General features: G+C 44.8%; 9 protein-coding genes. 4 read left to right on the top strand and 5 right to left on the bottom strand.

Annotation, left to right across the window (positions count from 1 at the left end; genetic code table 11):
• Positions 1–159: 159 nt before the first annotated feature.
• From pafA to A3860_RS40465, 4 genes are all read left to right on the top strand, one after another.
• Positions 160–1,812, top strand: coding sequence for an alkaline phosphatase PafA (pafA, locus tag A3860_RS07545; protein WP_245843495.1), 1,653 nt, complete (start codon positions 160–162; stop codon positions 1,810–1,812).
• A gap of 297 nt (positions 1,813–2,109) precedes the next feature.
• Positions 2,110–4,968, top strand: coding sequence for a M16 family metallopeptidase (locus A3860_RS07540; protein ID WP_081145946.1), 2,859 nt, complete (start codon positions 2,110–2,112; stop codon positions 4,966–4,968).
• A gap of 810 nt (positions 4,969–5,778) precedes the next feature.
• Positions 5,779–6,420, top strand: coding sequence for a hypothetical protein (locus A3860_RS07535; protein ID WP_143773995.1), 642 nt, complete (start codon positions 5,779–5,781; stop codon positions 6,418–6,420).
• Between the two features lie 177 nt (positions 6,421–6,597).
• Positions 6,598–7,125, top strand: a complete 528-nt coding sequence (locus A3860_RS40465) for a hypothetical protein (RefSeq protein ID WP_143773994.1) — start codon at positions 6,598–6,600, stop codon at positions 7,123–7,125.
• Positions 7,126–7,364: 239 nt separating this feature from the next.
• Here the strand turns inward: A3860_RS40465 and A3860_RS07525 are convergent, their stop codons facing one another.
• The 5 genes from A3860_RS07525 to A3860_RS07505 all read right to left on the bottom strand — a co-directional run bounded on the left by A3860_RS07525 (position 7,365) and on the right by A3860_RS07505 (position 12,865).
• Complete coding sequence (locus tag A3860_RS07525; RefSeq protein ID WP_081145944.1) at positions 7,365–8,423, bottom strand: class I fructose-bisphosphate aldolase; 1,059 nt, start codon at positions 8,421–8,423, stop codon at positions 7,365–7,367.
• A 195-nt stretch (positions 8,424–8,618) separates the two neighbouring features.
• On the bottom strand, positions 8,619–9,689 hold the full coding sequence (fbaA, locus tag A3860_RS07520; RefSeq protein ID WP_245843494.1) for a class II fructose-bisphosphate aldolase: 1,071 nt from the start codon (positions 9,687–9,689) through the stop codon (positions 8,619–8,621).
• Between the two features lie 238 nt (positions 9,690–9,927).
• Entirely contained in the window at positions 9,928–10,806 is an 879-nt protein-coding gene (locus A3860_RS07515) for an MBL fold metallo-hydrolase (RefSeq protein ID WP_081145942.1), read from the bottom strand.
• Between the two features lie 36 nt (positions 10,807–10,842).
• A complete protein-coding gene (locus tag A3860_RS07510) occupies positions 10,843–11,931 on the bottom strand; it encodes a hypothetical protein (RefSeq protein ID WP_081145941.1) in 1,089 nt (362 codons plus the stop codon).
• Positions 11,932–12,085: 154 nt separating this feature from the next.
• The gene (locus A3860_RS07505) at positions 12,086–12,865 is read right to left on the bottom strand and encodes a helical backbone metal receptor (RefSeq protein ID WP_081145940.1); all 780 of its coding nucleotides are present in this window, start codon (positions 12,863–12,865) and stop codon (positions 12,086–12,088) included.
• Between the last annotated feature and the right edge of the window lie 1,241 nt (positions 12,866–14,106).

Here is a 14,106-nt window from a genome sequence, read left to right as displayed (position 1 = left end):
ATGCGCCTGAATATTTGAAAGACAATGCGGAATGTGCAAAACCGGCATGCTGAAAACATTTTACAATCAGACGGTTAAACAATCGATTGTCTGGCAGATTTTAAGAAATTTTAATCTTGTGGAAGTCACTGCCGGTTATCTTTGCGAAAACTAATTTTAATGCGCCTCCTTTTAGCAACGATCTGTTTTTTGCTGTTTTGTTTTACTACACCCGCTCAAACCAAAATAAGCAATCCTGCGACCACTGTATTAAGCCGGCCCAAACTCGTAGTTGGTATTGTAATAGACCAAATGCGTTGGGATTATCTGTATCGCTATTACGACCGTTATGCTGCTGATGGTGGTTTCAAACGTTTTTTGAACCAGGGCTATTCCTGCGAGAACACCCTGGTGCCGTATGTTCCTACGATCACTGCATGTGGCCACACCTGTATTTATACCGGTAGCGTGCCCGCCATTCACGGTATTGTTGGTAACGGCTGGTACGATCCTTTAACCAAACGCAGCGTTTATTGTACCGAAGATTCTACCGTTGCTACCGTTGGCGCTGAAGCCGGCGTTCCCGGCTCCATGAGCCCCCGCAATATGAAGGTTACCACCATTGGCGATGAATTGAACCTGGCCACCAACTTCAGAAGTAAAGTAATTGGCATTGCGGTGAAAGACAGAGGCGGTATTTTGCCCGCCGGTCATTCGGCCAATGCAGCTTACTGGTACGATTCACGTAATGGTAACTGGATCACTTCTACTTATTACATGAAAGAACTGCCAAAATGGGCGCAGGATTTCAATGCCCAGAAACTGGTTGATAAATATTATGGCATGGGGTGGAATACTTTATATCCCATCAACTCTTATGTACAAAGCACTGCCGACGAAAAATCATACGAAGGCACACCTTTTGGCCCCGAACAAAAAGGATTCCCGTACGATCTGAAGAAATTCGCCACCACCAACTATGGCAACATTTGCACCACTCCGTATGGTAATTCCATGACGATTGAAATGGCCAAGGCGGCCCTCGTTGGAGAGCAACTGGGCGCCGATAACATTACCGATCTGCTGGCCATCAGCTTTTCTTCGCCTGATTATATCGGTCATGCTTTTGGCCCCAATTCTGTTGAACAGGAAGATGATTATCTGCGCCTCGATAAAGACCTCGGCAGCTTTTTTAACTTCCTCGATCAAAAAGTGGGTAAAGGACAGTACGTGGTATTCCTTTCTGCCGACCATGCGGTGGCCCATGTGCCCGGTTTCAGCAAAGAGCATAAATTGCCTGGCGGACTGGCGCCCAACAGTAAATGGAACACAGACCTGGAAAAGATCCTGAACGCAAAATTTCGCAGCACCAAACTGCTTGTTGGCAATTACAACCACCAGCTGTACCTCAATCATCCGTTGATCGATTCAATGGAGCTCGATGAAGTGGCCATCAAGAAAACCATAATTGAATACCTGAACCGCCAACCCGAAGTAGGGCAGGTGTTCGACCTGTGTAAACTGATGGAAGTGCCTTTAACAGCCAAACAGCGGGATATGGTGGCCAATGGCTATAACCAGCATTTGAGCGGCGATATTGAAGTGATGTTGCAACCTGGTTATATGGAAGGCTACGCTACCGGCACTACTCACAGCGCCTGGAACCCTTATGATGCTCATATTCCCCTGCTGTTCTACGGCTGGCACATCCCCGCCGGAAAAACCAATCGCGAAACCTATATGACCGATATTGCGGCCACCCTGGCTGCCCTGTTGCATATTCAAATGCCCAGCGGTTGTGTGGGAAAGGTGATCGAGGAGGTTACAAAGTAAAATTAAGTAATACATTAAGCTTTGTTGTATATAGGACAAAGGAAGTAAGAAGTAGGAAGTAAGAAATAAGAAGATAATAAAAAGGTGGGCTCGCTAAATGCGAAGCTCACCTTTTGTTTTTATTAATATTATTAAAATTCTGCCTTTAATCGTGAGGCTTGAGGTATGGTTCTCTTCTTATTTCCTACTTCGTACCTCTTATTTCTCCAGGCTATTACCTGAGAGGTTATTTATTTTACAAATGGCGGTTCAATATAGGCAGGCAACGATATTTTTGTATACCAAAAAACACCTATCATGATATACTCATTGCGTGCCGGGGCCCGGTGGCTGTTGCTACTGGCTGGCATATTGATCATGCACCTTGCCACGGCCCAGTTAAATATGGATAGTAAACTGCCGGTCGATGCGAAAGTAAAGATCGGAAAGCTGGATAACGGGTTAACCTATTACATTCGCCAGAATAAAAAACCGGAACAGAAAGTAGAGCTGCGCCTGGTGCTGAATGCCGGTTCTATACTCGAAGATGAAGACCAGCAGGGGCTTGCCCATATGGCCGAGCACATGGCCTTTAACGGCACCACCCATTTCAAAAAAAATGATATCGTTTCATTTTTACAGGACATTGGCGTTGGCTTTGGCAACGACCTGAATGCCTATACCGGTTTTGATGAAACGGTGTACATTCTGCCTATACCAACCGATAAACCCGGAAACCTCGAAAAAGGCTTTCAGGTACTGGAAGACTGGGCGCATAACGTTACTTATCTCGATGAGGATATCAACGGTGAGCGGGCCATCATTCTGGAAGAAAGCCGGCTGGGCAAAGGCGCCAATGAACGCATTTTCAGAAAGGTGTATCCACAGCTGTTTGAGGGGTCAAAATATGCAAAGCGGTTACCGATCGGGGTCGACAGCATCATCAAAAATTTCCCGGCGAACAACATTCGCCGTTTTTATAAAGAATGGTACCGGCCCGATCTCATGGCTGTAATTGTGGTGGGTGATATGGAAGTGGCCAAAGCCGAAGCCATGGTGAAAAAACATTTTGCCGGGTTAACCAATCCGGCCACTGAACGCAAAAGGGAATTGGCCGATGTGCCGCCCTATGCAAACTCACAGGCCATGGTGGTAACCGATAAAGAAGCTACCAATTACCGGGTGGCCATCAATTATCCTGCAATTAAGAAAGACATAACGGCAACCGTTCGGGATTACCGCAACGAACTTTTACAACAGATGTTTGTGTCCATGCTGAACGAACGCCTGCAGGAACTTACCCAAAAAGAAAATCCACCGTTCATTTATGCGGCCGCTGATTTTGATTCGTATGCCAGAGGGTATGAATCTTTTAATGCCATGGCGGCGGCGGGAACCGGCGATATACAAAAGGCCACGAATGCGCTGGCCGAAGAAATTGAACGCGTAAAACGGTTTGGGTTTACCGCTTCTGAATTGCAACGCGCTAAAAAAACGATCATAGCCCAATATGAAAGAACGTATAACAACCGCGCTAAAACCGAATCAGCCGATCTGGTGGATGAATACATGAACAACTTTCTGGCCCGGGAACCTATACCGGGCATTGAAAAGGAATTTGAATATGTGAAAGCCCTGATGCCAGCTATTACGCTCGATGAAGTGAATGCCGTAATGAAACCAATAAAAGATCAGAAGAACCTTTTTGTATACATGAGCGGTCCCGAGAAGGATACCGATAAGCTGCCTTCCGAAAAAGACCTGCTGGCTATCATCGATGCAAAGGCCAATGCCGATATTAAACCTTATGAAGAAAAAGCAGTGGCTACTTCCCTGTTGAGCAAGGCGCCTAAAGCCGGCAAAGTGCTTAGTATTTCAAAAAATGTAATGTTGGGTACAACCGAATATACATTGAGCAATGGCATTACGGTAACGCTGAAGCCAACTGATTTCAAGAACGATCAAATACTGATGGGTGCTACCCGCGCGGGCGGAAAGAACAATTACGGGCTTGCTGATAAATACAATGCCGAATACATGGTGCCGGCCACGGTGGCCATGGGAGTGGGGCAGTTTTCGCCTACCGATCTAAGTAAGGCGCTGGCTGGTAAAACAGTGAGCGTTGATCCGGTGTTCACTGCCATTTCAGAAGGGTTTCATGGCAGCAGCAGTGTAAAGGACCTGGAGACCCTGTTTCAGTTAACCTGGCTGCAAAGTACGGCGCCGCGTGGCGATACGGCTTTGTTCAGGGCGTTTTTACAAAGGAACAAATCGCAGTTTGCCATGATAGGCGCCAACCCCAGGGCCAGCTTTGTTGATACGCTGTATAAAACATTGTTCAATAATAATCCGCTGGCGCCTGTTACTGTGCCTAATAGTGCCTTCTTCGATAATGTCAATTACGACCGGGTAATGGCAATCAGGAAAGAACGTTTGGGCGATTGCAGCGGTATGCATTTTGTATTTGCCGGCAGCTTTAAGGAAGCGGAGATAAAACCCCTGATCGAAAAATATATTGCGAGCCTGCCTGTTACCGGTAAAAAATTCAGCTTTGCAGATAATAAGGTGCGGCCAATAAGTGGTAAAAGAACCTTCACGGTAAATAAAGGGAAAGAAGAGCAAAGCCTGATCCTGGCGTTTTATACAGGAGAAACGCCATATAACGAGGATATGGAGCTGAAAGCGCATGCATTGAGCGAAGTGTTGAACATTCGTATAATTGAAGAGCTGCGCGAAAAGATACAGGGTATTTATGGCGGGGGAACCTATGTTGAAATGGAGAAATATCCTTACAGTAATTACAGTTTTATAGTACAGTTGCCTTGCGGCCCGCAAAAAGTTGATACACTGGTAAAAGCCATAAAGAATGAGTTCAGCAATATGATTGCGAAGGGCCCTGATACAACCTACCTCAACAAAGTAAAGAAGGCCTGGCTTGAGCAGCACAAGGTGAGCATCAAGGATAATGGTGTATGGGTAGAAAAGTTGTTGCAATACAAACAACAGGGTGGCAATCCTGACCGGTTTGTGCATTATGACAAATACGTTAAAATGCTTACGCCTAAAGATGTGCAGCAGGCGGCCAAACTGGTGCTCGAAGGAAATGAATTCCTGGCGATACAAATGCCTGAGAATTTGAAAACTACAGCAGCGGAAGAACCTAAAAAAGGGTTCTAAAAGCTAAAAGATTAATATACAATCGTAAAGCCCCCGATTTGCCAGCTGGCGAATCGGGGGCTTTACGATGATGACTATGTGTATTTTATTGAAATGCAGTGCGATGAACAAGGCGCAAAACTGCATTTAAAACAGGAACACCAAATCGGCGCAAATGCTGGCAGGGCAAGCAATTCACGTGATCAAATGCTCATTCGTTTTATTATAAAAAACGGTAAAAAAATTTTTTTATGTTCTTTTTACCACTAACTTGCAGGAACAAACGGATATAGCAAACTCCTCCCTATTAGATCTTGTACTACGTATTGTGAATTGCTTTCAAATTATTGTTAAGCCTGGCTTTTAAACAACTGGGGCTGTTTATTGAATTTAAATAAAAAGAATTAGAGATTAAGTAGGCATATTACGATCGTGCAGACTATTGTCTGAAATCGTTTATATATAATTACAATTAAGATATCCCGGAGGTGAGAGGTGTCTTAGTACCGGCTTTAATTAGTAGCGGGTGAAGCTTTGTTCATACAAGCAGATGTGATTTGCTTATAAATTACCCGTTTAATGATTTCGCTGGTTTAGGGGTTGCTAGATCACGACAGTCGGCCGTATGGCTGGCTGTCTTTTTTTTGTGCCAGTGAGCCCACAATAAACTATATACACTAACTATTCTATAGTTATTCCCCATTCCCCGTTGTGTACATGAAAACCGGTTCCCTGAATATCGATCATGGCCATTCATAACCACCTCATTATAAAGCGCTACAAGGGCATGTAATTTGAAATAATATGGTTGAACAATTTAAAACAACCATTATGAAACATATAGTTTGTCTATTGATAGCAGCCTGTTTGGCTACCGGGCTATCTGTATCCACTTCGCAGGCGCAGGTGAATGTAAACATCAATATCGGGTCGCAGCCGCTGTGGGGACCTGCGGGGTACGATGTGGTGGAATATTATTATTTGCCCGATCTGCAGATGTATTATTATGTACCGTCGCATCAGTTCATTTATCTGAACGGTGGTAACTGGGTTTTTGTAAACTCGTTGCCGGCCCGTTATCGTGGTTACAATCTGTATTCAGGTTATAAAGTAGTGATCAATGAGCCAAAACCATATCTACATTTTGACGAGTATAAAGTGAAGTATGCCAGGTATAAAGGCGCCAGAGGGAAACAGGTGGTGATCCGTGATAGCCGAGACCCCAAATATTTTGTGGTGAAAGGCCATCCCGGCAATGCAAATGGGCATTACAAAATGCGGGGCGAGGGAAATAGTGGTGGTAATCCCGGTAAAGGTCATGGTAAAGGTTATGGTGAAGGTTATGGTAAAGGCCATGGACAGGATCATGGAGAAGGTCACGGTGAAGGACATGGGCAAGGTCATGGTGAAGGACATGGGCAGGGTCATGGTGAAGGCGGAGGTCAGGGCCATGGCAGGGGAAAGAAAGGATAGTAACTCTTAAAAGAATGCAAATGGTTGCGCCGGACCGTATTTTTATAGGGTTCTTAACTATTTAAGGCATTGTTAATCAGATTATACTTAAAAATTTCTTAATAGATGGCTTATCCACATCTGGCATTAAACAGGGCATATCTTTTGGATTCTGAGAAGTAACCAAATCGATGATTTATGAAACGGGTTTTACAAGTGTTACCGATCATTGCCATTTTAACTACAGCATCAGTTTTTTCATCAAAGGCGCAGGTAAGTGTTAGCGTAAATATAGGTGCGCAACCCATGTGGGGGCCCGCCGGTTATGCTTCTGTTGATTATTATTATTTGCCCGATATTGAATGTTACTATTATGTTCCAAGACGCCAGTTCGTTTATATGAGCGGCCCTAACTGGGTATTCTCGTACGACCTGCCGTCACGCTACCGCGGTTATGACCTGTACAGCGGTTATAAAGTGGTGTGTGAAGGCCCAAGGCCGTATTGCCACTTCGACCGCGACCGCGTAGCCTATGCCCGCTACAGAGGTTACAGAGGCGAACAACGCATGTGGCGCGATTGCCCGAATGAATATGGCAGGTACCGGGGTCGTGGTGATTATGATCGTGGTCGTGGTGATTATGATGACGACGGTCCGCGCGGACATGCTTACGGCCATTACAAAGAGCACGGACATGGGCACGGGCGTGGTCATGATCGTTGGTAGTTAGTATTTGCTGTAATTGGTACTTCGTAGTACAAAGAAGCTGAAGCATGAGGTAAGAGGTAGGAAGTAAGAAATAAGAAGTTAATAAAAAGGTGAGCTCGCGATTAAATGCGATGCTCACCTTTTTGTTTCTCGAATTTTATATTGAGTCCTGAAGTATAATTCTCTTCTTACTTCCTACTTCTTACTTCCTACTTCTTACTTCCTACTTCTTACTTCCTACTTCTTACTTCGTATTCCTAGGCAACAGTAATATCCTTGTCAAGATAAACATCTTGCGTAGAATGGAGTAACTCAATACCCTCCCTGAATGGCCGCTGAAATGCTTTTCGGCCCAGGATCAATCCCATACCACCGGCTCTTTTATTTATAACGGCAGTATACACTGAATCGGCCAGGTCGCTGGCGCCCTTGCTTTCACCACCACTATTGATAAGCCCTACGCGGCCACTGTAACAATTCAACACCTGGTACCGGCACAGATCGATGGGGTGATCGGTTGTAAGTTTTTCATAAACCAGTGGTGATGTTTTACCATGTTTGGTAGCCAGGTAACCACCGTTATTGGTAGGCAGTTTTTGCTTAATAATATCGGCCTGCAGCGTAACGCCCAAATGGTTGGCCTGGCCGGTTAAATCGGCTGAAGTATGATAATCAACCCCATCAACTTTAAAACCGTTGTTACGGGTATAGCACCATAAAATGGTGGCCATGCCCAGCTCATGCGCGATCTCAAATGCTTCGGCCACTTCTTTTAACTGGCGGGCGCTTTCGGCCGAACCCCAGTAAATGGTTGCGCCAACTGCTACGGCGCCCATGTTCCAGGCGCTTTTAATAGTGCCAAACATGGTTTGGTCGTATCTGTTGGGTAAACTTAAAAATTCGTTGTGGTTGATCTTTACTACAAACGGAATGCGGTGTGCATATTTGCGGCTCATGATGCCCAATACGCCATACGTGCTGGCTACGGCATTACAACCGCCTTCAATGGCGAGTTTGATAATATTTTCAGGATCGAAATAAATAGGGTTGGGCGAAAAGGCCGAACCGCCGCTGTGTTCAATACCCTGGTCAACCGGGAAGATGCTGCAGAACCCCGTGTTGGCCAAACGTCCGTTACTTAACAGGGCCTGTATACTGCGCAACACCTGGTTGCTGCGGTTGCTGTTGAGCCAAATTTCTTCAATGTGGTTGGGCGAGGGTAGGGTGATGGTTGTTTTGTCAATGGCTGTGCTCTTGTGCTCGAGCAAATAAGAGGCTTTGTCACCAAGCAGATCGATGATTTTTTTTGACGGCATACTTATTATTTAGATTGTGTGAATTGTCAATCGTGAATGCAATTCGTTTGCCACAAGCCAGGTTCGTCAATTGCGAATGCTGCGCAAAGATATGCCGTCGAAGGGTGCCATACAACGAAAGCCCCCCGATGCATCGGGGGGCTGATATCATAATCGTTCAACCGCGTAACGGAATAGGAAACTAAATTCTAAACTTTAGGCGTTTCTGTTGATGCAATTCAAATCATTAAACGCTATTTCTAAACGTTTAATAAATGTTTCCTCGCCTTTGCGTAACCACACACGCGGATCGTAGTATTTTTTGTTTGGCTTATCGGCTCCTTCGGGGTTACCCAGCTGATCTTGCAGGTAAGCCTCGCTCTTTTTGTAATAGTTCAGCACACCTTCCCAGAAAGCCCATTGCAGGTCGGTATCGATGTTCATTTTGATAGCGCCATAGCTGATGGCCTCGCGGATCTGGTGTTGGGGAGAACCGCTACCGCCGTGGAATACAAAGTAAACGGGCTTTTCGCCGGTCTTGTATGTTTTTTGAATATAGTCCTGGCTGTTCTTCAGGATCTCGGGGCGCAGTTCCACATTACCGGGGCTGTACACACCATGCACATTACCAAAAGCTGCAGCTACCGTGAACAGGCGGCCAACTTTGCCCAATTGCTCATAGGCATATGCCACGTGTTGCGGCTGGGTATATAATTTATCGTTTTCAACACCGCTGTTGTCAACACCATCTTCTTCACCACCGGTTACACCAAGCTCAATTTCAATACCCATGCCCAGGGGCGCCATGCGTTTGTAAAAATCAACAGATGTATGAATGTTTTCTTCGATAGGCTCTTCGCTCAGGTCGAGCATGTGCGAGCTGAACAAAGGTTGTTTTTTCTCTTTGAAGAATTGCTCACCGGCATCAATAAGGCCGCTGATCCAGGGTAACCATTTTTTAGCAGCATGGTCGGTATGCAGCACTACCGGTACGCCATAGTATTTTGCAACGTTATGTATATGCAACGCACCTGAAATGGCGCCGGAAATATTGCCCTGTAACTGATCATTGGGCATGCCTTTACCGGCAATAAATTGTGCACCACCGTTAGAAAATTGAATGATAACGGGAGAATTCACTTTTGCGGCTGTCTCAAGGGTCGCATTGATCGTATTAGTTCCAATTGTATTTACGGCAGGTAAAGCAAACTGATTGTCTTTGGCATCCTTATACAAGGCCTCCAGTTCTTCACCAAAAAGTATCCCTGGTTTGTATTTCTTCATCATTTTTAGTATTAAAGCGTGTTATTAGTTAGTTGAATATCAAAAGCGTTGGAAATTATTTAATGAATTATCCCTTTTTTTAATAAGCGGCGAAGATAGTTAATTTAGCAATGAAAGTTGGTGTATTTGTTACATGATTGAGGGCCCGTTTTTATAACCAATTGATTTATTGGCGCCCCGCCCGGGGTGTTGGAAATGTTAAATGATTGTAATATGTGCTTTGGCAGGCTTTAGCCCGGAATTACGCGAAGTTGATGGGTTTGGTTTTCAGGATATCGGTTGCCACGAGGCCCGGCAATATCCTGAACACCGGAATATTGATGGCATATTTGTTACACAGCTCCAATATGCGGCGATCGATCACTTCAGGAGAATACCGGGAAGAAAAATGGCCCAAAATGAGCTGTTCTATATTCGATCCGCTTACCATTTCCATCACTTCTTCGAGAAAGCTGTGCTTGTTGCTGTGGGGGCTTATGAATTCTTCTTCGTCGCGCAAAAAGGTGGCCTCGTGAATCAGGATCTTTGAGTTTTCCCAACGCGTGAGGTCTTCAACCGGTGTATCGCCCGAATAGCTTATTAAATTGGTTCGTATTTCTGTGTGGGTCCGGCTTTTACCCCGTTCTTCAATCAGGTGCTTTATATCTTCAGCCGGTAATTTGGCCAACTCAGGCCTTATTTTCATTTTTGATTGAATGACTTTATAGCTAAGGCTTTTAACCAGGCCATTGGCTGTCAGCACATGTCCGTTGGCAATTGGTTTAACTATTATATCGTCTTTGATGCGGACCTCAGTTTCAGGCGATACCGGTACCCATACAGAACCAGCAACGTGTGGATCAAAACGGGTTGAAAATTCCTGTAAAGCCGGGAAAGAACCGCTGTCCTTCGGATAATGAATAACAGGAAAACCAGGCCGCGCATTCAACTGGTTAAACTGCAACAAGCCGGTTAAATGATCGCGGTCAGCATGCGAAATAAACGCATGATTGATCTTCCGGCTTTTTTGCAACAGGCTCGAGGTAAGGCCTTCGCCGGCATCAAAAAGCAGGCGCAGCTCTTCAATAAAATACCAGGTAGAAAATAAGGCTGTTGAATAGCCGGTTATAGTATACTGCATGAACGATCGGGAATTGGTTGGTTGGCGAATCCTGGCTTAATCTTCAAACTTACCCAGGTTCTTCTGAATCAATTTTAGGTTCTTTTGCAGGGTTTGTTTCAGCTGGCGTTTTACCAGTTGCCCCATGGAGCTGCATTTGTAAAATTGCGGGTTGTGAAAATAATCGCCCAACTCGGCGCGAAGCTGATGTAATTTGTCTGGAACCGAAATATGGTCCTTGGCCATAATGTTCAAAAGCTCCATCAGCCGGAAGCGGGAGGAGGCCACGCGGAAAGCCATCATCGTTCGCTCTTCGGTTTGATACTGATGAATGCTTTCTTTATTGAGCAGTTTGGCACACAGGTTAACCAGCTCATTGTTCTCCTTGAAAAATTGGGGCATGTATAAATTCTTGCGGCCTTCGTACGATTGCTGGTCAAAATCGATAGCCCTGATGCGGTATTGATAGTCTTCAATATCGGGTGTAATATCAACCACAAAATTGTATGAACGCATATCGCCCAGCAACCTTACAAAACACCGTTCATTGAACTTTACAAATTCCTTGGCCAGCCTGATCTTGTTTGTATGCGGATCGTTCAGGTGGTTGGCAATGAATACATCGCCGGGAATGCCGGGAATATGTTCTTCAACCAGGGTATTCTGGTTGGTAAGATAGGTGATGCGGTTGGGCGACAGTATATGTTCCAGTTCTAACCCATAAATACGCGAAGCATCGGCTATTTTGATATAGTAATGGTCGTAGTTGTCGTTATACTTGTTCACGATGCGGATGCGAAAGGGGTTCGAATTCCCAAAACTGCAATAGTCGATCCGCGCCACATCGAGGTGGCTGGTAAAAGTAAGATCACCTTCTGTTTTCAGGATCGCATACATCTGTACAAGCCCATCCCTGATAAACTCCCAGTCGCGCATATCATAAACCACCGTTTCCCAATAGGTATCGTTGCCTTTTTTATCTTTTAAAGGCAGTGAGTAGGTAATGCGTAGCAGGTCGTTGTACAAAACGGGCAGCTTCACCTCACGGCCATGATTTTTAAGATAGGCACGTAACCGGTCGTGCACCGGGAACATCGGCTTTTTGCGTGAAGGCTTGTTGGGTTCGTTATTATCGATCGAATGCATAATTGGTCAATGGTGAATGGTCAATGATGAAAAGTTACCGGTTGCCAGGTCCCGGTTACCGGGGCCTAATTGCAGATAGCTGTCTGCATTTTGTAATTCCCGGTAACTGGAAACCGGTAACTGGTAACCTGCTTTTCAATTTTACAACGCAAAGTTACGCTATGCTTTGTAATAAGCTGGTGTAGTAGGCAGGTGCATGTAACAACCGGCTGCCATACCAGCTGAACATTTCCCCATCAACCAGCACCATCTTCGTATTGGGTAAATGCGGCTTCAGTTCTTCAATATGTTTTTGCTGAAAGGGGAAGGGTTCCGAAGAAAGCAATAACAGATCGCATTGCGACAATTGCCAGGTATCGATGGCCGGGTACCGAGTGGTATGACCAAAGATATTTTTTAACCCGCACCGGCTGAGCATATCATGAATGAAGGTATCCTTGCCGATGGTCATATAGGGGTTGCGCCAAATGAGATAACAGGCATTGCGTAAGGCGTTGTACGGTTTCAAAGAGGTAAAGGCTGTATTGATCTGGCTGATCAGGTGTATGGCATTGTTCACCCTGTTTGTGATAAGGCCGATCTTTTCAATCATCTCCAGCGCATCGGTGAGGTTGTTTACATCACTTATCCAAACCGGATAATGTTTTGCCAGCTCATCGACCTGCTCTTTTACATTCTCTTCTTTATTGGCAATGATGAGGTCGGGTTGTATTTCATGAATGACGGTGGTGTTAATGGCCTTGGTGCCGCCAACCCTTGTTTTATGCCTGAACCAGCTTTCGGGATGAACGCAGAATTTGGTAATGCCCTTTACAGCTTCATCGAGTTGCAGGTTGTACAGTAATTCGGTAATGGAAGGAACCAGCGATACAATGCTGCGGGGTGCAGCCGGCAGCTCAACAACACGGCCCAACTGATCGATGTAGACTGGCATTTTTTACTGTGATTAATGGGATGACTGGTATGCTTTGAAAGCGCCAAAGGTACTAAATACAGGACCAGGTCAAAAAAAATGCAGGCTACAGGAGGAAAAGGCAACGCATTGAGACCAGGCGATAAGCTGTCAGCCACAGGCCGCAGACATTTTTGAAACTACTCTTACTCTTTAGGAAAAGGAAAAAACAGTGAAAGGATGGTTTGAGAAGGAAGCCGTGTTTTGCAACTTTGATCGGGAGACCGCTGCTCCTCCTGCTAAAAGCATTGTCGGTTTTAGCAGGAGGGGTTATTGGAGTTAAGCAGACGGTTTTTAACACACAGGAATTGGAACTACCTCGGTCTTTGGACGTTGGATTTTAATTACGGTTAATCAAAGGATATACTTGGTGGTTTTCACGGGATATTCGGTTGTCACGGACATTGGATCTGGATAATGGATTTTATGAATGATATTGGATTATTCAAATTGAAGTTGATTGGTACCGGATTTCTTGATTTTCTATTGGATATTGGACGTTGACGGTTTTCTTTGAACATTGGAATAGATTGATTAGTAATCAATCAACTTCTGGAACAAAGGTACTATTGTTAAAAATGTTAACAAGAGCAGAAACTCTCGATTTAAATCGTTCGGTATTTACTGCAGAACTAGTAGCTATCCACTACTGATATGCGTAGTATTGCTGAAATGGTCAGGTAAGATTACGAAAGCGCGCAAAACACGGGTTGCGTTTTGTTGATCCAGATCAAACATTTGATAAAATCGTATGTTTGAAATGCCCTTCCAGTAAGGGTTTCAGCGAATGTGCCGGGCTTAAACCGGTATTTGTCATCATTAAACGAGGAAGGGCTGCCATTGATCGAATAAAGTTCAACCACCGCGCAAATAGCTACATCTTTGTAGGGTCAAAACGTTGTTGACGTACCCTAATAAAACGAATCAGGAAAACAAGTAACGCCTTGTTCCCTGAACAGTAGAATAGCCCCTAAACCCTAATTATTTTTATTCATAGTTTTTTGGTTTTGATCCGTACCCCGTATCCAATATCATGAAAACCAGAAATCTCTATCAGCAAACCAGTCCTTAGTAAAACCGTCCAAAGTACCTGAACAAGATTTCACAAAAGCGCTCTGTTAAAAACGGGGCGCTTTGTTTTTTAATTACAGGTTACAAGTTCCAGGTCACAGGGCAATGCATTGGGCCCTTATTGGATCAAGTGAAAAAGTTGGGGGATTGTT

It is taken from the genome of Niastella vici, from assembly GCF_002077945.1.
GTDB lineage: Bacteria > Bacteroidota > Bacteroidia > Chitinophagales > Chitinophagaceae > Niastella > Niastella vici.
This window is presented reverse-complemented; position numbering and strand designations above follow the sequence as displayed.